Here is a 22,006-nt window from a genome sequence, read left to right on the forward strand (position 1 = left end):
AGTAGCCATGCACGACCACCGCCGCCTCGGCCGCGAACTCGACCTGTTCGACACCGACCCGCTGATGGGCGCGGGACTCCCGTACTGGCTGCCCGACGGCGCCGTCGTACGGCACACCCTGGAGGAGTACGTCCGGGAGGCCGAGCGGGCGGCCGGGTACCGGCATGTGTACTCACCGGTCCTCGGCAAGCGGGAGCTGTACGAGATCTCCGGGCACTGGTCGCACTACAGCGACGACATGTTCCCGCCGATGGACCTCGGCGGTGCGGAAAACACCGCCGAGCAGCTCGTCCTGCGCCCCAGCCTCTGCCCCCACCACGCCCTGATCTACCGCTCCCGCGCCCACAGCTACCGCGAACTGCCCTTCCGGATGGCCGAGTTGGGCGGCATGTACCGCTCCGAGCTGTCGGGGGTCCTGGGCGGCCTCACCCGCGTCCGGGCGATCCAGCTCAACGACGCCCATGTCTTCTGCACCCTGGACCAGGTGGTGGACGAGGCCCGCGCCGCGCTGAAACTCATCACCCGCGCTTACGCCGACCTGGGGATCCGGGCCGTACGCCACCGTCTCTCGCTCCCCGGCGCGGGCGCCGGCAGCGGCAAGTACGTCGCCGACCCCGAGCTGTGGCGGCGGGCCACCGCCCTGCTCCGCGAGGCCCTCGACGCCTCCGGCATCCCGTACGAGGATGCCGAGGGCGAGGCGGCGTTCTACGGTCCCAAGATCGACGTCCAGATCGCCGACCCGGCGGGCCGTGAGGCGACCCTCTCCACCGTGCAGATCGACTTCCACCAGCCCGAACGCTTCGACCTGCACTACATCGGCCCCGACGGCGCCAAGCACCGCCCGGTCATGGTCCACCGCAGCATCATCGGCAGCGTCGAACGAGTGGTCGCCCACCTCATCGAACAGCACGGCGGCGCCTTCCCGGCCTGGCTCGCCCCGGTGCAACTGCTGATCCTGCCCGTGTCGGAGGCCCAGCTCGCACCGGCCCAGCGGCTGCATCGCAGGGCCCTCGACCAGGGCCTGCGCGCGGAACTCGCCGGTCCCGAGCGCGGCACCCTCGGCGCCCGCATCCGCGCGGCACGCCTCGTGCCGTACCAGGCGGTCATCGGGGAGCGGGAGGCCGCGGCGGACGGTGACCTCGTGGCCGTACGACTGCGGGAGGGGCGCAGGCCGGGCGCCGTACCCGCCGCGGAGCTGCTCGGCCGGATCGCCGCTCGGGTGGCGGCGCGCGGCCCGGAGCTGTGGGACGCGGTGGTGGACGCCGCATGACGCCGCACGCACAAGCCGTACGACGACGCCATACGGCGACGCACTCCACCTGCATCACACCGTAAGGTCGCTTCACCGGACCCCGCCACCGCAGAGCCGCCGCCCGTGAGAGGAACCCCGCCGTGACGAACGCCGAAGGGCAGCCCATCCCGGTGATCATCGACTGCGACACCGGTGTCGACGACGCCCTGGCGCTGCTGTTCGCCGTACGCCATCCGGGGCTCGACCTGCGCGCGGTCACCTGTGTGGCGGGCAACACGGACGTGGACGGCGTCGTACGCAACACCCTCACCGTCCTGGAGCAGGCCGGCGCCCCCGACATCCCCGTCGCGCGGGGCGCCGGGGTCCCGCTGATCGAGCTCGCACGCTCGGCGCGGCATGTGCACGGCGACGACGGCATGGGCGACCTCGGCCTGCCCGCCCCGACCCGCGCCCCGGCCGACGTGGACGCGGTGACGCTGCTGCGCCGCGAGATCCTGGCGTCCCCGCGCCCGGTCACCCTCGTCCCCACCGCGCCCCTCACCAACATCGCCCTGCTGCTGCGCACGCACCCGGAGGTGACCGACAACATCGAGCGGATCGTCTTCATGGGCGGCGCGGTGGCCTGCGGGAACGCCACGCCGGTCGCGGAGTTCAACGTGTGGCACGACCCGGAGGCGGCCGCGATCCTGCTCACGGCCGGGGTGCCGATCACCATGTACGGCCTGGACGTCTTCCAGCAGGTCGTGGTCCCGGGGGCGGACGTACGGCGCCTGCGGGCGAGCACGGAACCCGGCGCCCGGCTCGCCGGCGACCTGCTGGCCCACCGCCCGGCCACGCCGGACGTCGACGCCGACTCCGAGGCCGGCGGCATCGGCGACGCGGGCGCGGTCTGCACGGTCGTGGACCCGGCGGGCATCACCACCCGCCTCCTCCCCGTCGAGGTCTCCCTCGCCCCCGGCCCCACCCGAGGCCAGACGCTCGTCGACCGCCGCCCCCGCCCCGGCGAGTCCGAGATCCACACCGGCATGCGCGAACAGACCCTGGTGGACGTGGCGTTGGACGTGGACGTGGCCCGCTTCGTGCAGCTGTACCTGGCGACGGTGGAACGCGTCTGACGGGGGAACGCGTCTGACGGCGGAAGGCGCCTGACGCGCTGTCACGCAGCGAAGGGGCCCGGGGTGTTCACCCCGGGCCCCTTCACATGCCGTTGATCAGGAACGCGCCGTACGACGCCGCTTCGACGCCACGACGAACGCTGCGCCGCCCGCCACCAGCACCACCGCGCCGATGGCGATCGGGCCGGTCGCGCTGCTGCCGCCGGTCTCGGCGAGGTCACCGCCGCCGTTGGGGGAGGGCGCCGGGGCGGACGTCGACTCGGAGGGCTCCGGGGCCGGGGTCTCGGTCGACGGGGTCTCCGAGGCCGGCGGTGTCGTCTCCTCCGCCGGGGTCGACGGCTCCTCCGACGCGGGCTCCGACGGCTCGGCCGGCGGCGTGGTCGGCGGCTCCTCGGTCGCCGGCGGCTCGGTCGTGCAGTCCTTCGTGCCGCCGTTCCAGGCCGCGATCAGCTTGTCCTTGATGACCGGGCGGTCCGGGCCCTTGGGCAGGTCACCGTGGACGAAGCCGTCGTTCGCGTCGAGCTTGCCGTCGAACTTCACCGCGCCCCGGTAGAGGTCGATCTGCGCGAAGCAGCCCGCGTCCGGGACGGCGATGTCGAGGGTGTCGGTGCCGCCGGGCTTGACCGTGACCGTGTCGAAGTCGACGAAGACCTGCTCGCCGGAGGTGGCGAAGGTCGGGCCGTGGGCGAGGTAGGAGGCGAGCGAGGCGGTGCAGGTCGTGGCGTCGGCGGCGGCGCGGACCGTGATGTGGACCTTGCCGTCGTCGGTGACCTTCAGGTTCTGGTCGTCGACCTTGACCGAGTCGTAGAAGTTCGTGCCGTCGAGCGAGAACTGGCAGCGGTCGGTGGCCGTCTCCGTGCCGGCGCCGGTGCCGGGCTGGTAGGTGCCGCCGGACTTCCAGCCGTCGCCGCCGTGCGAACCGGTGGCCCAGGCGCCGGAGGCGGAGGCGACGGTGGCCGCGCACAGGACGAACGACGCGGCGCCCGTCCCCAGGAGGCGTCGCGCCATGACACGTCTCGCTATGGACATGCGTATCCCATCGTGGGGTGAGTGTTCGAAGAAGAATCGCTGGGCTCATTGGTCACATGCGCCACAGCGTGAGCACATCGTCGGGCGACGGGAGAACGCTGTCAACCTGCGGGAACGCAAGGGAAGTTCAAAGGTCAATCACGATTGCGTCACGCGGGGAATGATCTATTCCGCACTTCGTGGTGTTCGCTTTTCCGGCCAAGTGGACAGAGTTCTCACTGTCGTCCGTATGCACCCGCCCGTACCCACCACGAGGAGTCCGCGTGACCGTCCGCACCCCCACGCCCGACACCCCCGACTCCCCTGGCTCCCCCGACCTCTCGTCCCGCAACCCCGACTGGTGGCGCCAGGCCGTCATCTACCAGGTCTACCCCCGCAGCTTCGCCGACGGCGACGGCGACGGGCTCGGTGACCTCAAGGGCGTCACCCAGCGCCTGAATCACCTCGCTGCCCTCGGCGTGGACGCCCTGTGGCTCAGCCCCTTCTACCCCTCCGAGCTGGCCGACGGCGGCTATGACGTCGCCGACTACCGCGACGTCGACCCGCGCCTGGGCACCCTCGACGACTTCGACGCCATGACCGCCGAGGCCCACCGCCTCGGCCTGAAAGTCATCGTCGACCTGGTCCCCAACCACACCTCGCACCAGCACGTCTGGTTCCAGGAGGCGCTGCGGGCCGGCCCCGGCTCACCCGCCCGCGACCGCTACGTCTTCCGCGACGGCCGCGGCCCGCACGGCGAACTCCCGCCCAGCGACTGGCAGTCCGTCTTCGGCGGCAGCGCCTGGCGCCGCGTCCCCGACGGCCAGTGGTACCTGCACCTCTTCACTCCCCAACAGCCCGACCTGAACTGGGAGAACGACGACGTCCGCGCCGACTTCCGCACCACCCTGCGCTTCTGGTCCGACCGCGGCGTCGACGGCTTCCGCGTCGACGTGGCCCACGCGCTAGCCAAGGACCTGAGCGAGCCGCTGCGCGACCTCGGCGCCCCGGAGCTCAGCCACGAGGACGCGCTCCCGCGGTTCGAGCCCGGCACCCACCCCTTCTACGACCGCGACGAGGTCCACGAGATCTACCGCGACTGGCGCAAGATCCTCGATGCCTACCGCCCGCCCCGCATGGCGGTCGCCGAGGCCTGGGTGAACCCGGCCGCCCGCCGCGCCCTGTACGCCCGCCCGGACGAACTGGGCCAGGCGTTCAACTTCGAGTACCTGCAAGCCGGTTGGGACGCGGAGGAGCTGAAGCGGGTCATCACCGACTCCCTCGCCACGGCCCGCGCGGCGGGCGCCTCGGCGACCTGGGTCCTGTCCAACCACGACGTCGTACGCCACACCTCCCGCCTGATGCTCCCGCCCGGCACCGACGACAACGCCTGGCTCCTCTCCGGCGGGCGCGCACCGGCCGTCGACGAGTCCGCCGGCCTGCGCCGGGCCCGCGCCGCGACCCTCCTCATGCTCGCGCTGCCCGGTTCGTCGTACGTCTACCAGGGCGAGGAACTCGGCCTGCCCGAGGTCGCCGACCTGCCCGTCGAGGTCCTCCAGGACCCGATCTGGGAACAGACGGGCCGCGTCCGCAAGGGCCGCGACGGCTGCCGGGTGCCGCTGCCGTGGACGATGACGGGACCGTCGTACGGCTTCGGCGCGGGCGGGTCCTGGCTGCCCCAGCCGTCGGGCTTCGCGGCGTACGCCGTGGAGGCCCAGGACGGCGTCGAGGGCTCCACCCTGGAGCTCTACCGCAAGGCCCTGCGCCTGCGCCGCAAGCTCCTGGCGGGGGAGGAGCTGGAGTGGGCCCCGGACAGCCCGCCCGGCGTCCTGCACTTCGCCCGCTCGGACGGCTGGCGGTGCGTGGCCAACCTCTCCGGTACGGCGGTCGAGCTGCCGCCGGGGGAGGTGCTGATCGGCAGCGGGCCGCTGGAGGGGCGGCTGCTGGGGCCGGACACGACGGTCTGGCTGGCGTAGAGGTCGCGCGGACAGGCCCGGGCAGGCCCGGCCGGCGGCACGCGCCGACGCCGTCCGAGTGAGAGGCGCGGGTCGCTCGCGTGGCGAACCGGGCAGCGCCCGCCCGCTGCCCAAGGATCCGGACGCGTGGCACGCACCTTCGACGAACTGGTCGCCATGCAGCGGGCGGCGGACCAGGCACACAGCAGGGTCGAGGAGCTACGGGACCACTACGGGCCCCCCGCCCACACCCCGTGGACCGAGCTCCAGACCGACACGTACGAGACCGCCTGGCGCGCCTGGCGCGACCTCGCCCGTGACGTCCAGAGCGCGGTGACCGAGTACGCGAAGGAACAGGGCGCCGCGCGCAACCAGGTCGAGGAGGACGTGAGGAGGGCGGTACGGCACCCGGAGCCGGATGCGGAGCCGGAGACGGACGAGTGACCTGAGACAGGGCGGTGTGCGGCGTACGGGTCGGCGCCCGGACGGGTGGTGCGCGGCGCGTACGGCCGAACAGCGCGCGTCACCCGCGGAGCGGGCCGCGAGAATCGCGGGCAGGGGTGCCGCCGATGTACGTGTGAGGAGCTCCGCCGACGATGAGCAGGTCCTGGAAGACGACGATCTTTGGCTTGCTCGCCGCTGCGGGCGTGTTGACCACGGCCGGAATGGCCGCTGTGGCCGGGACGGCCTACGGCGGTGAAGGCCCGACCCGTTCGGTCGGCCGTGACCTGTGGGCGACCGCGACCATCGAGCCCGGGCGGGAGGGCATCGTCGAGGTCGGGGGTTACGAGGGGGCGCCGCTGGGCGAGGGCTCGGTACTGACCCTGACGGCGCCGGCGCAGACGAGGGTGACGGGCACGTCGTTCGCCGCGGGCGGGTACCGGGGGGCCGTGGCTCTGGGCGGGATGAGCGGGACGTACACCTTTGTGGGGTCGCCTGCTGCGGCTGAGGGGTCGGCAGCCGATGGGGTGACGGCAGAGGAGTCGGCGACGGAAGACTCGGCAACAGACGACTCGGTGGCCGACGAGTCGGGGTCTGACCCGTCGGCACTGGCGACCTGGAGGGGCCGTACGTTCCCCTTCGTCCTGTCGGTCCCCGCGAACGCCGAGCCCGGCACCCGGCTCCCGGACTGCGTCCTGGTCCTGCGGGACGCGGACGGCACGGTGCGGCAGAAGGGCACCTGCACCGTGACGGTCGGGTTGCCCGCGCCGGTCCTGTCCCGCCCTCAGTCGGGCGTGCCGCTGGGCGCGTTGCCGAAGATGTCGGGGTCGGCCTACCCGGGAGCCCAGGTCACGGTGCGCGACGCGCAGGAGGAGGAGGTCTGCTCGACCACTGCCGCGCCCGCCGGCACATGGTTCTGCGTACCGTCCCATCCCCTCCCGCCCGGCCCGGGCCGCCTCCAGGCGACGGCCACGTTCAACGGGGTCAGCGCGGCGAGCGAGCAGATCGACATCATCGTGACGGGCTCGGCGGACACCCAGCCGGACACGGTGTCGGACGCTGAGGGCGGACCGCTTTAGGCGCTGTCCGGCGGCTCATGGCCGGGGCCACCCCGATGCGGCCTACCCGCGTCACCAACCCTGTCCGCACAGCACACCCAGGGCCGCCGGGGTGGGCAGTCGGGGCAGTCGCTCGTGACGGTGGCGCGGCGCTGGGCGGCGGGTTCGGGCTGCTGCTCGCGACCCACGCCTCGTCGATGCCTGCATCCTCGCTGGGGTACGTCTTGAGCCAGGCGGTCAACTCACCCCGGTGGAGGATGCGCCGGTCAGTAGCGCAGCGCCCTGGCCACCTCCGTCCTCACCTCGCCGTCCAGGTCACGCGTGCTGCGTGCGGTGGCCCTTGCGGTCTCGCTCGGCGGCACGTCCGACACGGTCACCACCGTCGCGTCCAGCAGCTTGCCGTCCGTGTCGCGGAAGTTGATCTGCGCGGCGAAGGACTTCGTCGAGTCGGTCGTGTTCTGTGCCGTGACCTCCACGGTCGTACGGCCGTCCGCGTCGGTCTTCGGATCGCCCAGGCTCACCGCGTCCTTGGCGTCGACGCCGCCCTTGATGTCGTCCAGTCGGCGGCCCGCCTCCGCCGTCGCCGAGGCGAAGGCCGATGCCGCCTTGCTGGCCACCGAGGAGGGTGTGTCGTCATCGGTGCAGGAGGTCGTCAGGGTGAGGGTGGCGGCCACGGTGGCGGTGGTCGTGAGGACCGCGGTTGTGTTCCACCGCGTTCGGTGACCGGGCATGGCGCCTCCAGCGGGTCGGTTCCGGTCCGGTTCCCTCAGTGAAGATCCGTGCGCCGCTGTCCGCACTTCAGGGCGCTCCAGGGGCACTCCAGGAGTCCGGACGTCACCCGATCGGCCCGTCCCCCGTGGTGGCCGCCCCGGGGCCCACCCATCGTCGTACCGACCGCAGAACCCGATCGCGGAACACGCGAGAAGTGGGGTACGGCAGCCATGAGCCAGCAGCAACAGCCGCAGTCGCCGTCGTCGCACGCGACCGATGCGGCGCACAGCCCCGCTGGGTCCCGGGGATCCCCGGGGTTTGCTGGAACGCCTGCATCCCAGGCGACCTGGCCTTCGGCCGGGCCCGAACCCGGCACCGCCCCCGGCGGATATCAGCCCGCCCCCGGCTGGGCCACCGGCGGGCTCGTCTTCGCCGGTGTGCTGATGCTGGTGAACGGTCTGCTGGCCATCCTCCAGGGCATCTCCGCGATCGCCGAGGACGACGTCTACGGCCGTATCGGCGACTACGTCTTCGCGATCAACCTGACGGCCTGGGGCTGGGTCCTGCTCGCCCTCGGTGTCGTGGTCGCCTGCGTCGGCTACGGCATCCTCAAGGGCGCCTGGTGGGCGCGGATCACCGGCATCTTCGTGGCGTCCCTGAGCATGGTGCTCCACTTCCTGTTCCTGCCGTACACGCCGGTGTGGTCGGTGATCATGGTGGGGGTCGACTTCTTCGTGATCCTGGCGCTCGCCACGGCACCGGACGTCCCCAGGGCCGGCGCTAGCGCTTCAACGCGCGGTAGCGCCTCAGCAGGGCGCTGATCCGGGTCGGGTCCTTGCCGCCGTTGAGCTCGGTCAGCAGGTCGTCGGGGCAGAGTTCGTAGAGGTTGCCCCAGAAACGGCGGCCGTGGTTGTCCCAGATGCGGTAGCCGCCGGGTACACCCCTGGCCACGTAGCGTCGTCTGCTCAATCCGCTCCCCTGCCCGGACCCCTACACGTGTACGGGTCCGGGCAGGATGACATCGGGCAGAGGCTCCCGTCGCCTGGATTTCCAGGCTCAGCCGTAACCGCCCCCGCCGAAGGACCCGCTCTTTCCGGGCAGCCAGCGCTTGCGGTGCTGGTCCTCGCTGCGCCTGCTGCTCGCGTGGTGCAGCTCGTGCGGGAGGAGCCGTTCCCTGCCCTCCGCGTGCGGCACTTCGTCCGGCTCCCTCATCTCGCGTTCCTCATGGACCGGACCGGTGTCGGGGAGGTGCGGCTGCTCGTCGGGCGTAGGCCGGGGCAGCTCTTTGTCACGGACCCGCATGCCGAGCTGCACGGCCCAGATCAAGGCGCCGGCGATGAACAGGCCACCCGCAAAGGCGGCGATCACGTTGAGTACTTCACTCGACGTGGCCGCTAGTACAAACGTCGTCGTACTCATGCCCCAATTATCACCGAAACGGGCGAATAAGCTCCTCCGGAAGCGTCAAACTGGCGTCCGCTTTCGCCGTCTACGCGCGTTTCGCCGCGTCGCCCGGGTCATCCGGCCCGTCCAGCTCCGTGAAGAGCGTCAGCTGGAGGGCGCCGGGTCCTTCCAGGCGTGAGTTGAGGGAGTTCCAGGGGGTGCGGGTGGGTTCCGCGAGGACCTCCGCTCCGGCTGCCGCCAGCCTGGCCGTGGTGGCCGTGGAGTCGTCCACCTGGAAGGCGACCCGGACATGGCCCGCCACCCGTCGGCCCACCTCGACCTCGTCGATGAACTCGGCGTGATTCGGGTCGGTCAGCTCCAGCGTGGCCCGGCCGGCGTCGAGGATCGTGACCCGGCCGTCGGGGGAGGCGAACGCGGCACGCTCGGGGAGGCCGAGCACGTCCCGGTAGAAGTGCAGCGCCTCGTCGTAGTCGGCCGCCGTGACCACCAGGCGAAGCTCGCGCACGGGGGGATCGGGTACGGGGGGATCGGCGGGTGCGTCGGCGGCCGGCGCGTCGGACATGTTCGGCTCCTCTTCACGTCTGCGAGTCTTCGAACCACCGGCCCCATGATTCCCGGCCGGCCCGTGCACACCTCCTTCTCGTCGACTCTCGTCGACGAGAAGGACCGTTCACGGAGGGCGCGGTAGTGCTGCGTCGGCTCAGGGAGCGCGGGACGCCGTACTTCACGGCGTCCCGCGCACATGCCCCGGAGGCAACGGCAGCCGCGTCAGCTCCCGCTCTCGCCGATCACGGTGTGACCCGGGTGCCGCCGAAGGTCACCACGAGACGCCCGTCCGAGGCGAAGGACCAGCCAAGGGCGCCGCTGTACGTGGAGCACCGGGAGCCGTTCGTGCCCGACCAGAACTGGTTGGAGCCGTCGGAGTCGCCGATGATCCGGTCGTTCGTGCCGCTGCCGCCGCGGCACGAGGTGTTGTTGCGGAACACCGACGTGCCGGCGTCGAAGTTGAAGTTGCGTTCGGTGTTGTCGATGCTCACGTTGTTCGAGATGGTCATCGATCCCGGGTTGCTGTTGTACGTGAACCCGTGCTTGCCGTTGTCGACGGCGAAACTGCGCCGGACGACGTGGTTGATGGGAACGTCCTCGCCGCCGAGCTTGTAGCCGTTGCGGTCGCCGTTGCCGGCCTGCGAGCCGTCGCTGAGGGTGCCGTTCTCGTAGGAGAGGGAGTCCTCGACGGTCACCGTGCCGATGGGGTCGTAGTCGGAGTAGGTGTAGAGGTCCCAGCCGTCGTCGATGTTGTTGTGCGCGACGGCGTAGCGGAAGACGTTGCCGCTGCCGACGGTCAGCTTCGCGGCGAAGCCGTCGGCGTCCTCGCCGTCGGAGTCGGCGTTGTCGTGCGACTCGGCGCTGAGGACGAGGTTGTTGGAGGGCCACTGGCTGGTCGGGGTGGAGGAGGCGATCCGGCCGAGCTGGAGCCCGGTGTCGCGGTTGAAGCGGGTCACCGTGCGCTCGATGACGTTGTTGCTGCCGCCGACGAAGATGCCGTTGTCACCGGCCCGCTCGACGACGATGCCGGAGACGTGCCAGTACGACCCCATCACCTGAAGCCCGCGGTTCGACGAACTCTCGCTCTGCGCCGAGAAGTTCAGCACCGGCGTCTCGCCCGGGTAGGCGGACAGCTTCGTACGGGCACTGGACGTGCCGTTGTTGCCCACCGGGATGGTGACGGTGGCGGACTGGTTGTACGTCCCCCCGCGCAGGTAGATCGTGCCGCCCGCGGAGATACGGCTGATCGCCGAGGTGAGCGTGGTGGGCGCCGACTGCGTGCCGGCCGCGCCGTCGGTGCCGTTCGGCGCCACGTACAGGACAGGGCCGGTCGGCGCGGGGGTCGTGTCGCTCGTGACCACGTCGGCGTAGTCGATGTTGGGGAGGCCGCCGGAGGCGGTCGGGTTGAGCCGGATGGTGTTGCTGCCCGCGTTGACCGGGACGGTGAGCGTCTTCGTCGTCCAGGTCGTCCAGGCGCCCGTGCCCTCGAAGGACGGTGTCTGGACGGTGGTCCCGTTGACGATCAATGAGGCGGGGCGGGCGGTGGTGGTGCCGTTGGCGAAGCGGATGTTCAGGGTCGCGGTGCCGGCCGCGGGGGCGTTCACCGTGAACTGGGCGTAGGCGCCGGTGGCGTTGGTGCCGTTGCAGAATCCGGTGCCGGAGTAACCGGCCCAGTCGGAGTCGATGGTGCCGGTGCAGACCGCCGGCGAGGTCTCGGCCTCGTAGCGGGTGGTCGCGGCCTCGGCGGTGGTGCCGGCGAGCGCGACGAGGGTGGTGGCGAGGAGGGCCGCGGAGGCCAGGGCGGGGGTGGTGCGCCTGACGGGGCTCGGGTGCGGGCGCCGTCTCGGGTGCAGACTCCGTCTCGGGTGCGGGTGCATGGGCTGACCCCTTTCTGATACACGTCGTGGCAGATAGGGAAAGCGCTTTCTCAAGGTTCGATGTCCGGGACCGTATGGGCCTGTCGCATACGCGTCAATAGATGTGTACGTGATTCAGATTCACGACCATGAACAACTGACCATGAACAACGGTGGGCCTGGTGGTCGGGCTGTCGGGCAGGTCGACCCGTCGCATGACTTTGCCTTCTCTTTACAACCCGCCCCGCTGCCGCGTCGTCTCTCCGCTCGACCGTCACCCAGCCCGCCCCGTACGCAAGTACCGGCCGGGCCGACGAAAGCGAGCGACTCAATGCGTCGAACCGTCCTCAGCGCCCTGGCACTGACCTGCACGGCCCTGCTGGCAGGCATCACCCCCGCGTTCGCCGACAGTGCTTCCCCGACCGCGGCCCCCAGCCCCACGGCCACCGTCCCCTCGGAGACGGCCGTTCCGACGCCCAGCGCCACCGAGCCGCCCCGGGAAGCGACCCCCGCCCCCGCGGAGCCGTCGGCCGAGCCGACCCGCGCGCCGGACGGCGGCCAGGTCTCCGTCGTACCGTCGGGGGCGCCCGACACCGGAGTCACGGCGCCGGCTTCGGGTTCCGGCAACGGACAGAGCGGGCTGATCGGCGGGGGAGCCGCCGCGGTGCTCCTCGCCGGAGGCGCGACGGCCTTCGTCGTACGGCGTCGGCGGACGAACGGCGCATGATGCCGCTGTCCAGGCGCGCGTTCGCCACGGCGGCGATGGCCTCGCTGCTGGTGGGCTGCGGCGGCCACGAGGCGGGGCAGGCCGCGAGCGCGCACTCCCGGCGGACGAGGGGTGCGGACGGGGGCGTGGCCGACACGGCGACGACTCCGCGGCCATCCCCATCCGTGAACTCGGTGCATCCCCTTGGCCGTTCGGTGCCGGTCAGGCTGCAGATCCCGGCGATCGAGGTCGACACCCCGGTCATCCGGCTGGGGCTGGCGTCGGACGGCACCGTGCAGGTGCCGCCGATCACGGCCGACGACCGGGCGGGCTGGTACCGGCACTCGCCGACGCCGGGGCAGGTCGGCCCGTCGGTCCTCCTCGGCCATGTCACGGTGGGCTCCCACGGGGACGGGGTGTTCCGCCACCTGGCCCGGCTGCACCGGGGCGACCGGATCGTGGCGCGCAGGCAGGACGGCACGTCGGCGGAGTTCGCGGTCAGTGCCGTACGGACGGTCGCCAAGGCGGAGTTTCCGGCGGACGACGTGTACGGGGACGTCGACCGCCCGGAGCTGCGGCTGATCACCTGCGGAGGGCCGCGGGCCGGGGACGAGTACCGCGACAACGTGATCGTGTTCGCGAAGTTGAGGGCCACGACGAGTTGAGGGCCGACGAGTTGAGGGCCACGACGAGTTGAGGGTTGCGAGCCCTGACGGGCCCGTGGAACGCAGGCTCACGGTCCGGCATCCCCCCAAGTGACAGTGCAGGCTTCCGCACGACCATGGAGAGCGTTGTAGAGCGTTGAAACGGTCCCGAGACAAGGCGGCGTCCGAGCTGTTCGCCGCCCTCTATCCGCGCCTCGCCGGCTGGTGCCGCCGGCTCGTCGACGACGACGAGACGGCCCACGAGATCGCCTCCGAGGCCTTCACCCGGCTCTGGGCCCGTTGGAGCCGGGTGGAGGAGCCGCGCGGTTTCCTCTACGTCACGGCGGCGAACCTGGTCCGGGACCACTGGCGCAAGCTGGAGCGGGAGCGCAGGGCGATGCACCGGGTCACCACCGAAGCGGCGGTCAACTCGCATACGGAGCAGGCGGACCCGTCCGTACGCCTGCTGGTCCAGTCCCTCCCCGAACGCCTGCGCACCCCGATCCTCCTCCACTACTACGCTGACATGCCGATCCGGGAGGTGTCCGTGCTGACCGGGCGCAAGGAAGGGACCGTCAAGGCCGACCTCCACGCGGCCCGCGAACTGCTTCGCGTCCATCTGAGGAGAAGCCTTGACCACACGCTTTGACGACGAAGCGGACGGCCCGGAGTTGTCCCCCGACGACCCTCTCGCGGTGATCCTCCGCCCGTCCTCGGACTACCTCGCCCCACCTCCTGGCAGCTACGCGGCGATCCGCCGCAGGGCGTCCCGCCGACGACTGGTGCGTACGGCGATCGGGGCAGGCGTGACCTGCGCTGTCGCGGTGCTCGTCGCGCTGCCGCTCCACCTGGGGACCTCGCAGGGACCGACCTCCCCCGCGCCCCCTCTCGCCCCTCCGCCCGCGAGCGGCCGTACGACGCCTCCCGCCCCGTCGGCGATCCCGACACCGTCGGCGTCGTCGCCGCGATCGGCGTCGCCGACTCCGACGGTGCCGTCCGAGTCCGCCACGTCCGAGCCCACGGACTCCCGGACCGACGAGTCCCGTACGCCGAGCAGTCCGGCGGCCCCGACCGGCGCGCCGTCGGCGACACCGACGTCGCAGGGGGCGGAACCGTCGCCGGATCCGTCCGGGGGCGTCAGGGCGACGGAGACGGGCACGCCTCGGTCGTAGGCGGGCGAGGGGAGGGAAAGTGGCGCGATCCGGCGTTGCGGAGGGGGTATGTGGGGGCGCAGCCTGGGTGTGGTATGGGAGCGCTCCCATAGCCCGCACTGCCACCCACACCCCCATCCCCCCACCTTGAAAGAGGGAGACCGTGCTGCATCGTCGAGCTTGTCATGATCACATCACTCACCCTCTCGCGCCTGCCCCCACACAGCGCCCCGTGCCCCGCCCGGCGCTCCTCCTCACCGTGCTCGCCGCCCTGCTCCTCTGTCTGATCCCCGGGAGCGGGACGGCCGCCGCCCACGGTTCGGTCGTCGACCCGGCGTCCCGCAACTACGGCTGCTGGCTGCGTTGGGGCAGCGACTTCCAGAACCCGGCCATGGAGCAGCAAGACCCCATGTGCTGGCAGGCCTGGCAGGACAACCCGAACGCCATGTGGAACTGGAACGGCCTGTACCGCAACGGCTCGGCGGGCGACTTCCAGGCGGTCATCCCCGACGGCCAGCTGTGCAGCGGGGGTCGGACCGAAGGCGGACGCTACAACTCGCTCGACGCCGTGGGCGCCTGGAAGACGACGGACGTGGCGAGCGACTTCACCGTGCGGCTCTACGACCAGGCCAGCCACGGCGCGGACTACTTCCTGGTGTACGTCACCCGCCAGGGCTTCGACCCCACCACTCAGCCGCTGCGCTGGAGCGACCTCCAACTGGTCGCCCGCACCGGGGAGTACGCCCCGAGCCAGAACTACTCGATCGACGTGAGCACCTCCGGCCTCAGCGGCCGCCACGTCGTCTACACCATCTGGCAGGCGTCACACATGGACCAGACGTACTTCCTGTGCAGCGATGTGAACTTCGGCTGAGCCGTGGGTGTCCGGAGCCGGCGGTTCCCATCGGATGCGGTGCGTCCGGTGGGAACCGCGCCGTACGGCGTTGCGGTCCGCTTGTTCAGGGTTGCTGAGGCGTGATGCTCACGGCGCGGTAGTCGTACCCGTCCTGGGAGAAGCCAGGGGCCTCCCAGGTGAGGTCCACCTTCTGTCCGGGCGACAGCGTGGCGAACCCGTCCATCTGGACGGCGGAGAAGTGCCCCCAGCAACCGCCGGGCGTTTCCGGGGAGTCGAGTACGCCCCACCCTTCCTCTTCGTGCCACTCGCGGACCGTCGCAGTCACCATGAACCAGACCCTACGTCGCCGTCCGCGCCGGCGTGCCGGGCGCCCTGGTCAGCCGCAGGCGCAGCCCGCCGCGGCGGGCGCCGAGTCCGCTTCGGTGGCCTGGCTGGTGCAGCAGCCGTCCCCGGTGGCCTCGCCGCGAACCGGAGCCGGGTCGGCTGCGGGACGTCCGGCCGGATCGCCAGGCCCTCGACCGTGAGCGCTTCGTACTTCCGGCAGGCGTATTGGGGCCGGCGTACTTCCGGCGTACTTCCGTTACTTCGGCGTACGTCGGTGTCGGGTTTCGCGAAAGGCCCCGCGGCGGTGGTCGTGTCGGTGCTCGTGTCGGTCGGGGCAGAACTCGCGCTTCCGGCTGAGGAGTCGCGGCAACCGGTTGCCACACGGCGGGTCGGACCGGCTCCCCGATTGTTTCGAAAACCGGTCGTAGACCTTGACCAGGCCTCCCATACGGCCACAAGATCGGGCCCGCCTCATCTCGGCAACCGGTTGCCATCACCGAGGAGTCCTCATGACCTCACCCCTCTCCCGCCGATCCACCCTCCAGGCCGCCGGAGTCCTCGCGGCCGCCGGTCTCGCGAACAGCCTCGCCGGTACGGCGAACGCGGCCACCTCCGCCACCGCCGGGGACGAGAATGGCGGGGACATCGTTGTCATCCACCCGACGCTGCCGTCCGTCCCGGTCAACAACGCCTTCACCGTCAAGGTCCGGGCCGCCGGCGGCAGTTGGCAGAGACTCGACGTCTACCTGGCCAGGCTCGCGCTCATCGACCCCGGCACCGGCAGCAACAGGGCGCAGAGCTCCTCCTGGGCCGCCTTCGACTTCTCCGGCCTCGTCGAGGTCGAGGTCACCTACAACCCCGGCAGCGCCGAGAAGTTCCGCGTCCGCCCGGACTCGTACGGCATCAAGCCCGAGGTGCTCGGCAGCACCGCGCGTTTCACCCTGGACCGGCCCCGCAACGTCGTCGTCCAGGTCGACGACAAGATCTTCGACTGCCTGCACCTGTTCGCGAACCCGCTCGAGCAGAACCCGCCCGCCGAGGGCGACAAGCACGTCATGTACTTCGGGCCCGGTCTGCACACCACCTCCGACCGGTTGCTGAAGGTGCCCAGCGGCACCACCGTCTATCTGGCCCCCGGCGCCGTCCTCACCTCACAGGTGATCTTCGAGAACGTGGAGAACTCCCGGCTGACCGGCCGCGGCGTGCTCTACAACTCCCCGAACGGGGCGCTCTTCCTCCGCAAGACCGAGAACGTCACCATCGACGGCGTCACGATCCTCAACCCCCGCTACGAGAACGTCCGGGTCGCCGAATCGCAGAACCTCACCATCAAGAACCTGCGCGCCTTCAGCCACCAGGGCTGGGGCGACGGCATCCAGCTCTACTGCTCCGAGAACGTCACCATCGACGGCTGCTTCCTGCGTACGTCCGACGACAGCGTCGCTCTCTACACCCACCGCTGGGACTTCTACGGCGACACCCGCAACATCACCGTCAAGAACTGCAGCCTGTGGGCCGACGTCGCCCACCCGATCAACATCGGCGTGCACGGCAACTCGGACACCCCCGAGATGCTGGAGAACCTGACCTTCGAGAACATCGACATCCTCGACCACCGTGAGCCGCAGGTGACCTACCAGGGCGCCATCGCGTTCATGGTCGGCGACAGCAACCTCGTCCGGGACGTGAAGTTCGACAACATCCGGGTGGAGGACTTCCGCTGGGGCCAGCTCATCCACATGCGGGTCGAGTACAACCCGAAGTACAACACCTCGCCCGGCCGCGGCATCGAGTCCGTCTACGTCAAGGACCTCAGCTACAACGGCAAGAACGCCGACCTCTCGGTGATGATGGGCCTCGGCGAGGACCGTCTCGTCAAGGACGTCACCTTCGAGAACCTGCGCGTCAACGGCCGCGTGATCGCCGACAGCACGGGCAAGCCGAGGTGGTACCTGGCCTCCGACGGCGTGCCCATGCTGGTCAACGAGTACGTGCAGAACCTGCGCTTCCTGACCACCGAGGAGGCCGCGGCTCTGTGACCCTTGGCGGATCGCGGGCGAGTGGGGTTGCGCTCGCCCGCGAACTGCCTTGGTTCGGTGGGCCCGTGGACGACGACGGACGTCACGAGCAACGACGTGAACACGTCGGGCCGCACCGGCCGCGACCGGCAATCGCGTTGCCCGCCGCGGCCGTTCGGCCGGGACCGGCCGGGGATCCGGGCCACCGCCCTCGGCCGTTCGGTCAATCCGCCGGGCACCCGGTGCCATCTCCAGTGCCCTGAGTAATCTTGCTGATGTCCCTGGTCGTTGGCCATGGGCGGGGGGAACACCAGTCACCCGAGTCACCGAAGCGAATCCGAAGGATCAGCGAACGTGTCATTGAAGAACAGCCGCCCCAGGGTCGCCGCCCTGGCCCTCATGGTGGCGCTCGCCGGCCTCGCCACGGCAGGACCAGCCGCGGCAGCCACGCCCCAGACCACCCCCACAGCGACGTCCACGGCCCTGCCCAGCCGGACGCCCGCCATACCGACCGAGTTCGTGGACCTGCCCACGAGCGCCCTCGTCGCCGACGACGCCAGTCACGAGGTCACGGTCACCTACCGCAACGAATCGTCGGCGGATCGCACGGTAGCGCCGCAGCTCCTGGTGGAGTCCCCGGACGCCGGGCCGTTCCTGGACCCCTCGGACATCCGGGTCGAGCGGCGCACCGCCACCGGCTGCTGGGAGCCCGTGAACCTCGGCACCCAGACCGGCACCCTGTTCACCGACCTCACCACCGCCCAGCGCACGCTGCACGCGGGGGACGCCCTCACCGAGGCATACCGGATCACCGTCCTCGACCCGGAGGCCGAGGGCACGGTGCATCCGAGGGTGGCACTCTTCGACTGATCCCGGACTGGCGGTGCCTTCGGCCGGAGACCGGTCCAGGGCGCGGACGCCACCACAACGCACGGGCGGCCACCACGGTTGGTGGCCGCCCGTTCACCTTGGCACCCTGGCGGCCACTGAGAAGCCTGCGGCTTCCAAGGCCCGTTCCGTTCTGCTCCCAGACCAGCCCGGCCGGGCGGTGCGGTGACGGGCAGGGATGACTGCCGACGGGCTGGAGGTCGGCGACCTCGACTCGCGGGGTCACAGTTGCCGCGACCTTGCTGGAGGCCGCCTCCTGCGGTGAGAAGGCAGCGCCCCCATAGTCCCCGCGGTGGACCTGCACCCCGGTCCGTACTGCGTTCTCAGTAGCCCGGATTGTCGGCAGCCGCACGACGACAGGGCACCCCCGCTCCGGACAGCCTGGGCAGACGTTCGAGTCCCAGATGTGGAGACCCCCTGCCGTGGCTACTTTCCTTTATCGCGTGGGCCGTCTGGCCTTCCGGCGGCGCTGGTACGTCGCCCTGGTCTGGGCGGCCGTCCTGGCCGCCGTCGGCCTGGGTGCCCTGAAGGCGCCGGGAGCCTCCGACGAGGAGTTCTCCATGCCGGGCATCGAGTCGCAGAAGGCGTTCGACCTGATGGAGGAGCGCTTCCCGGGTGCGACGGCCGACGGCGCCACCGCGCGGGTCGTGTTCGTCGCGCCGGGCGGCGAGAAGGTGACGGCCGCCGAGAACAAGAAGGCCGTCGAGGAGGCCGTGGCCGGGCTGGGCGACGGCACGCAGGTGGCGTCCGTCGTCGACCCGTTCCAGGCGAAGGCGGTCAGCGAGGACGGGACGACGGCGTACGCGACCGTCACCTACAAGGTCGGTGCCAACGACCTCACCGACGCCAGTAAGGCGCAGCTGCAGAAGAGTCTCGACGACGCCCGCGACACCGGGCTGACCGTCGAGGCCGGCGGCAGTGCGATGGACGACGGGGGCGGTGCGGGCGGCGCCGCCGAGGTCATCGGCATCGCGATCGCCGCCGTCGTACTCCTCGTCACCTTCGGGTCCCTCCTCGCCGCCGGACTGCCCCTCCTGACGGCCGTCATCGGCGTCGGCGTCAGCATGGCCACGATCCTCGCCCTGTCCGACGCCCTCGGCCTGTCCACCACGACCGGCACCCTCGCCATGATGCTGGGCCTCGCGGTCGGCATCGACTACGCCCTGTTCGTCGTCTCGCGGTATCGGGAGGAGTGGGCCAAGGGCCGTACGCCGCAGGAGGCGGCCGGGATGGCCGTCGGTACGGCCGGGTCGGCGGTCGTGTTCGCCGGGCTCACCGTCGTCATCGCGCTCGCCGGGCTCTCGGTCGTCGGGATTCCGATGCTCACCAAGATGGGGCTGGCCGCGGCGGGCGCGGTCGTCGTCGCCGTGTTCATCGCGCTGACGCTGGTACCTGCCTTCCTCGGGTTCTGGCCGAACGCCGTGCTGCCGCGGCGGGCCCGCAAGCGCGGCCGTACAGAGGAAACCCGTGACGACAACGGTGGTACCCGCTGGGCGCGGTTCGTGCTGCGCCGGCCCCTGCCCGTGCTGCTGCTCGGCGTCGTGGGTCTCGGCGCGCTCGCACTGCCGATGACGGAGCTTCAGCTGGGCATGCCCGGCGACGAGGCCAAGTCGACCTCCACCACCGAACGCCGGGCCTACGACGCGCTCGCCGAGGCCTTCGGGCCGGGTTTCAACGGGCCGTTGACCGTCGTCGTGGACGCCAAGGGCGACGCGGATCCGAAGGGCGCAGTCACGACCGTCGCCGAGGAGATCGGCGGCACGGAGGGGGTCGTGTCCGTCTCCCCGGCGCGCTTCAACGACGCCGGTGACACCGCCGTCTTCTCGGTCGTGCCCTCCACCGCGCCGACCGACGAGAAGACCAAGGACCTGGTGACCACCATCCGGGACGAGCGGAGCGGGATCGAGGCCGGGACCGGGGCGACCTTCGAGGTCACCGGCACCACCGCGATGAACATCGACATCGCCGACAAGGTGCAGGCCGCGCTGGTGCCGTATCTGATCGTCGTGGTGGGGCTCGCGATCGTCCTGCTGCTGGTGGTCTTCCGGTCGCTGCTCGTCCCGTTGAAGGCGGCGCTCGGGTTCCTGCTGTCGGTGCTGGCCTCCCTCGGCGCGGTCGTCGTGGTCTTCCAGCAGGGGCACGGCGCCGAGCTGCTGGGCGTGGAGCAGACCGGGCCGATCATGAGCCTGATGCCGATCTTCCTGGTGGGCATCGTCTTCGGGCTCGCCATGGACTACGAGGTCTTCCTCGTCTCCCGGATGCGGGAGGCGTACGTCCATGGCGAGTCGGCCGAGCAGGCGGTCACGTCCGGCTTCCGGCACAGCGCCCGCGTGGTCGTGGCCGCCGCCCTGATCATGATCGCGGTCTTCGCCGGGTTCATCGGGGAGAGCGACTCCATGATCAAGATGATCGGGTTCGGCCTCGCATCCGCCGTGCTCCTCGACGCCTTCGTCGTACGGATGGCGATCGTGCCGGCCGTCCTCGCCCTGCTCGGCGACCGGGCCTGGTGGCTGCCGAAGTGGCTGGACCGGATCCTGCCCCGGGTGGATGTGGAGGGCGAGGCGCTGAGCCAACGGTCCGAGACCCCGGATTCCGTACCCGCCGACCTGGAACCGGCGCGCACCTGACCCGGCCGCCCTCCCCCCACCGGGACCGCCCGTGACGAAGGACACGGGCGGTCCCGTCGGCCGTTCGTCCCAGGAGATGTCCACCATGGACCCAGCCCACCGACCGGAGAGCCGGAGAGCACGATGAGCACCAGCCCGGAGCGGCGTTACGCGGACCGCCTCGACGAGTTCGCGGGCCGTCACCCCTTCGTCGTCGACCTGGCACTGGTCATGGCGCTGATGGGCGGCGCCACCCTCGGTGGCATGCTCACCCTGCCCGGTGCCGACCCGCCGGACCAGGACAGGACGGCCTCCGTCCTCCTGGGCGTGGCCTGCCTCGCCCTGCTGAAGCACCGCACCCACCCGCGCGCCGCCGTCGTCGTGAACGCGGCCTGCACCACGGCGGTGATCGGGCTGGGATACCTGCTCACGCCGCTGCTGCTGGCACCCGTCATGGCGGCGCTGTACTGGCTGGCCACCCTCACCGACCGCGGCACCACCCGTGCCTACGGCGTCGCCACCATGGTGGCGGTGACCGTCGCTGCGGCGATCTCCGACTCCATGGACCACGTGTCGCTGCTGCTCAGGACGATCGGCCCGTTCTTCTGGCTGCTGCTGCCCCTCGCCGCCGGCAACATGACGCGGCTGCGGCGCGCCTACCTCCAGGCCGTGCAGGCCCGCGCCGAGCACGCCGAGCGCACCCGGGAGGAGGAGGCCCGTCTACGCGTCACCGAAGAGCGCATGCGTATCGCCCGCGAGCTGCACGACGTCGTCGCCCACCACCTGGCCCTGGCCAACGCCCAGGCCGGTACGGCCGCGCACCTCGCGCTCGACAACCCGCCGCAGACCAAGAAGATCCTCACGGATCTGACCGGCACCACCTCCTCGGCGCTGCGCGAGCTGAAGGCCACGCTCGGGCTGCTGCGGCAGAACGACGACCCGGCCTCCACCCCACTGGAGCCGTCGCCGGGCCTCGCCCGCCTGCCCGAACTGGTCTCGGCGTGCCAGTCCGCGGGACTCACGGTCACGGTCGCCACCGAAGGGGAGCCGCAGCCCCTGTCACCGGGCGTCGACCTGACCGCGTTCCGGATCGTGCAGGAGGCGCTCACCAACGTCACCAAGCACGCCGCCGCGGAAACCGCGCACGTACGGCTCGAGTACTCCGGCTCCCGCCTGATGATCACGGTCAGCAACGACGGCCCCGCGGCCCTCGCAGCCTCTGAGGCCGCGCCGGGCCCGGGCTTCGGCGTCATGGGTATGCGCGAACGCGCCCGCTCCATCGGCGGCGAACTCTGCGCCGGTCACCGCCCCGAAGGCGGCTTCGAAGTCTCCACGGCACTTCCCCTGCACCCGCACGCCGCCGAAGAAGAGGGAACCCCCTGACCCGGAGGGGCTGTGAGCGGGCGGTCGAGGTCTGCCCGAACGCGTGTCCGTCCGTGTACAACCCTTGGCTCCCCTTGAGCGTCA

Annotated in this window: 22 protein-coding genes; 14 read left to right on the forward strand and 8 right to left on the reverse strand. The window is 71.2% G+C overall.

The features are described from left to right. Window positions 1-7 precede the first annotated feature (7 nt). Both thrS and ACTMVF_RS02050 read left to right on the forward strand, forming a co-directional pair. Window positions 8-1,270, forward strand: coding sequence for a threonine--tRNA ligase (thrS, locus tag ACTMVF_RS02045; protein ID WP_441269199.1), 1,263 nt, complete (start codon window positions 8-10; stop codon window positions 1,268-1,270). 122 nt (window positions 1,271-1,392) lie between these two features. After that, window positions 1,393-2,367: a nucleoside hydrolase gene (locus ACTMVF_RS02050; protein WP_441269200.1), complete on the forward strand. Its 975-nt coding sequence runs from the start codon at window positions 1,393-1,395 to the stop codon at window positions 2,365-2,367. A gap of 96 nt (window positions 2,368-2,463) precedes the next feature. Here the strand turns inward: ACTMVF_RS02050 and ACTMVF_RS02055 are convergent, their stop codons facing one another. Further along, the gene (locus ACTMVF_RS02055; protein WP_441269201.1) at window positions 2,464-3,396 is read right to left on the reverse strand and encodes an LAETG motif-containing sortase-dependent surface protein; all 933 of its coding nucleotides are present in this window, start codon (window positions 3,394-3,396) and stop codon (window positions 2,464-2,466) included. A 263-nt stretch (window positions 3,397-3,659) separates the two neighbouring features. Between ACTMVF_RS02055 and ACTMVF_RS02060 the strand changes: the two genes are divergently transcribed. The 3 genes from ACTMVF_RS02060 (at window position 3,660) to ACTMVF_RS02070 (ending at window position 6,850) form a co-directional block, all read left to right on the forward strand. After that, entirely contained in the window at window positions 3,660-5,351 is a 1,692-nt protein-coding gene (locus ACTMVF_RS02060) for a glycoside hydrolase family 13 protein (RefSeq protein ID WP_441269202.1), read from the forward strand. A gap of 126 nt (window positions 5,352-5,477) precedes the next feature. Further along, window positions 5,478-5,774, forward strand: coding sequence for a hypothetical protein (locus tag ACTMVF_RS02065; protein WP_441269203.1), 297 nt, complete (start codon window positions 5,478-5,480; stop codon window positions 5,772-5,774). A gap of 152 nt (window positions 5,775-5,926) precedes the next feature. Continuing rightward, the gene (locus ACTMVF_RS02070) at window positions 5,927-6,850 is read left to right on the forward strand and encodes a carboxypeptidase regulatory-like domain-containing protein (protein WP_441269204.1); all 924 of its coding nucleotides are present in this window, start codon (window positions 5,927-5,929) and stop codon (window positions 6,848-6,850) included. Between the two features lie 245 nt (window positions 6,851-7,095). On the opposite strand, the gene ACTMVF_RS02075 is transcribed toward ACTMVF_RS02070, so the two are convergent. Continuing rightward, window positions 7,096-7,560, reverse strand: coding sequence for an FxLYD domain-containing protein (locus ACTMVF_RS02075; protein ID WP_441269205.1), 465 nt, complete (start codon window positions 7,558-7,560; stop codon window positions 7,096-7,098). Between the two features lie 210 nt (window positions 7,561-7,770). Here ACTMVF_RS02075 and ACTMVF_RS02080 point away from each other — a divergent pair, with 210 nt between their 5' ends. After that, window positions 7,771-8,361 carry a DUF7144 family membrane protein gene (locus ACTMVF_RS02080; RefSeq protein WP_441269206.1) on the forward strand — a complete coding sequence of 197 codons (591 nt, stop codon included), beginning with the start codon at window positions 7,771-7,773 and terminating at the stop codon, window positions 8,359-8,361. On the opposite strand, the gene ACTMVF_RS02085 is transcribed toward ACTMVF_RS02080, so the two are convergent. The 4 genes from ACTMVF_RS02085 to ACTMVF_RS02100 form a co-directional block, all read right to left on the reverse strand. Beyond that, window positions 8,321-8,509, reverse strand: a complete 189-nt coding sequence (locus ACTMVF_RS02085) for a hypothetical protein (protein WP_441269207.1) — start codon at window positions 8,507-8,509, stop codon at window positions 8,321-8,323. The two genes, ACTMVF_RS02080 and ACTMVF_RS02085, sit on opposite strands and share 41 nt — an antisense overlap. 87 nt (window positions 8,510-8,596) lie before the next feature. Beyond that, a complete protein-coding gene (locus ACTMVF_RS02090) occupies window positions 8,597-8,959 on the reverse strand; it encodes a DUF6479 family protein (RefSeq protein WP_441269208.1) in 363 nt (120 codons plus the stop codon). 70 nt (window positions 8,960-9,029) lie between these two features. Then, entirely contained in the window at window positions 9,030-9,506 is a 477-nt protein-coding gene (locus ACTMVF_RS02095; protein WP_441269209.1) for a VOC family protein, read from the reverse strand. Window positions 9,507-9,732: 226 nt separating this feature from the next. Continuing rightward, complete coding sequence (locus ACTMVF_RS02100) at window positions 9,733-11,367, reverse strand: carbohydrate-binding protein (protein ID WP_441269210.1); 1,635 nt, start codon at window positions 11,365-11,367, stop codon at window positions 9,733-9,735. A 310-nt stretch (window positions 11,368-11,677) separates the two neighbouring features. Here ACTMVF_RS02100 and ACTMVF_RS02105 point away from each other — a divergent pair, with 310 nt between their 5' ends. The 3 genes from ACTMVF_RS02105 (at window position 11,678) to ACTMVF_RS02115 (ending at window position 13,345) form a co-directional block, all read left to right on the forward strand. Next, the gene (locus tag ACTMVF_RS02105; RefSeq protein WP_441269211.1) at window positions 11,678-12,073 is read left to right on the forward strand and encodes a sortase-dependent protein; all 396 of its coding nucleotides are present in this window, start codon (window positions 11,678-11,680) and stop codon (window positions 12,071-12,073) included. Then, a complete protein-coding gene (locus tag ACTMVF_RS02110) occupies window positions 12,070-12,717 on the forward strand; it encodes a class F sortase (protein WP_441269212.1) in 648 nt (215 codons plus the stop codon). The genes ACTMVF_RS02105 and ACTMVF_RS02110 overlap by 4 nt, the downstream gene beginning before the upstream one ends. 136 nt (window positions 12,718-12,853) lie before the next feature. After that, a complete protein-coding gene (locus tag ACTMVF_RS02115; protein WP_441269213.1) occupies window positions 12,854-13,345 on the forward strand; it encodes an RNA polymerase sigma factor in 492 nt (163 codons plus the stop codon). Between the two features lie 93 nt (window positions 13,346-13,438). On the opposite strand, the gene ACTMVF_RS02120 is transcribed toward ACTMVF_RS02115, so the two are convergent. Then, window positions 13,439-13,855, reverse strand: coding sequence for a hypothetical protein (locus tag ACTMVF_RS02120; RefSeq protein WP_441269214.1), 417 nt, complete (start codon window positions 13,853-13,855; stop codon window positions 13,439-13,441). A gap of 224 nt (window positions 13,856-14,079) precedes the next feature. Between ACTMVF_RS02120 and ACTMVF_RS02125 the strand changes: the two genes are divergently transcribed. Next, entirely contained in the window at window positions 14,080-14,721 is a 642-nt protein-coding gene (locus ACTMVF_RS02125) for a lytic polysaccharide monooxygenase auxiliary activity family 9 protein (protein WP_441269215.1), read from the forward strand. 85 nt (window positions 14,722-14,806) lie between these two features. Here ACTMVF_RS02125 and ACTMVF_RS02130 read toward each other — a convergent pair whose 3' ends face one another. Next, window positions 14,807-15,031 carry a cold-shock protein gene (locus tag ACTMVF_RS02130; RefSeq protein ID WP_441269216.1) on the reverse strand — a complete coding sequence of 75 codons (225 nt, stop codon included), beginning with the start codon at window positions 15,029-15,031 and terminating at the stop codon, window positions 14,807-14,809. A 505-nt stretch (window positions 15,032-15,536) separates the two neighbouring features. Between ACTMVF_RS02130 and ACTMVF_RS02135 the strand changes: the two genes are divergently transcribed. From ACTMVF_RS02135 to ACTMVF_RS02150, 4 genes are all read left to right on the forward strand, one after another. Further along, entirely contained in the window at window positions 15,537-17,066 is a 1,530-nt protein-coding gene (locus ACTMVF_RS02135) for a glycosyl hydrolase family 28 protein (RefSeq protein WP_441269217.1), read from the forward strand. Between the two features lie 333 nt (window positions 17,067-17,399). After that, window positions 17,400-17,915 carry a signal peptide protein gene (locus ACTMVF_RS02140; RefSeq protein WP_441269218.1) on the forward strand — a complete coding sequence of 172 codons (516 nt, stop codon included), beginning with the start codon at window positions 17,400-17,402 and terminating at the stop codon, window positions 17,913-17,915. A gap of 440 nt (window positions 17,916-18,355) precedes the next feature. Further along, window positions 18,356-20,560 (forward strand): MMPL family transporter, encoded by a 2,205-nt coding sequence (locus tag ACTMVF_RS02145; RefSeq protein ID WP_441269219.1) that lies wholly within the window; start codon window positions 18,356-18,358, stop codon window positions 20,558-20,560. A gap of 123 nt (window positions 20,561-20,683) precedes the next feature. Then, window positions 20,684-21,922: a sensor histidine kinase gene (locus ACTMVF_RS02150; protein ID WP_441269220.1), complete on the forward strand. Its 1,239-nt coding sequence runs from the start codon at window positions 20,684-20,686 to the stop codon at window positions 21,920-21,922. Window positions 21,923-22,006: the final 84 nt, after the last annotated feature.

It is taken from the genome of Streptomyces sp. SD31 (assembly GCF_052068475.1).
GTDB lineage: Bacteria > Actinomycetota > Actinomycetes > Streptomycetales > Streptomycetaceae > Streptomyces.

Bases quoted from the DNA above. Each gene is read 5' to 3' on its own strand.
- thrS (WP_441269199.1), top strand. From the start codon at position 8: ATGCACGACCACCGCCGCCTCGGCCGCGAACTCGACCTGTTCGACACC.
- ACTMVF_RS02055 (WP_441269201.1), bottom strand. From the start codon at position 3,396: ATGTCCATAGCGAGACGTGTCATGGCGCGACGCCTCCTGGGGACGGGC.
- ACTMVF_RS02070 (WP_441269204.1), top strand. From the start codon at position 5,927: ATGAGCAGGTCCTGGAAGACGACGATCTTTGGCTTGCTCGCCGCTGCG.
- ACTMVF_RS02075 (WP_441269205.1), bottom strand. From the start codon at position 7,560: ATGCCCGGTCACCGAACGCGGTGGAACACAACCGCGGTCCTCACGACC.
- ACTMVF_RS02080 (WP_441269206.1), top strand. From the start codon at position 7,771: ATGAGCCAGCAGCAACAGCCGCAGTCGCCGTCGTCGCACGCGACCGAT.
- ACTMVF_RS02090 (WP_441269208.1), bottom strand. From the start codon at position 8,959: ATGAGTACGACGACGTTTGTACTAGCGGCCACGTCGAGTGAAGTACTC.
- ACTMVF_RS02095 (WP_441269209.1), bottom strand. From the start codon at position 9,506: ATGTCCGACGCGCCGGCCGCCGACGCACCCGCCGATCCCCCCGTACCC.
- ACTMVF_RS02100 (WP_441269210.1), bottom strand. From the start codon at position 11,367: ATGCACCCGCACCCGAGACGGAGTCTGCACCCGAGACGGCGCCCGCAC.
- ACTMVF_RS02105 (WP_441269211.1), top strand. From the start codon at position 11,678: ATGCGTCGAACCGTCCTCAGCGCCCTGGCACTGACCTGCACGGCCCTG.
- ACTMVF_RS02110 (WP_441269212.1), top strand. From the start codon at position 12,070: ATGATGCCGCTGTCCAGGCGCGCGTTCGCCACGGCGGCGATGGCCTCG.
- ACTMVF_RS02130 (WP_441269216.1), bottom strand. From the start codon at position 15,031: ATGGTGACTGCGACGGTCCGCGAGTGGCACGAAGAGGAAGGGTGGGGC.
- ACTMVF_RS02135 (WP_441269217.1), top strand. From the start codon at position 15,537: ATGACCTCACCCCTCTCCCGCCGATCCACCCTCCAGGCCGCCGGAGTC.
- ACTMVF_RS02150 (WP_441269220.1), top strand. From the start codon at position 20,684: ATGAGCACCAGCCCGGAGCGGCGTTACGCGGACCGCCTCGACGAGTTC.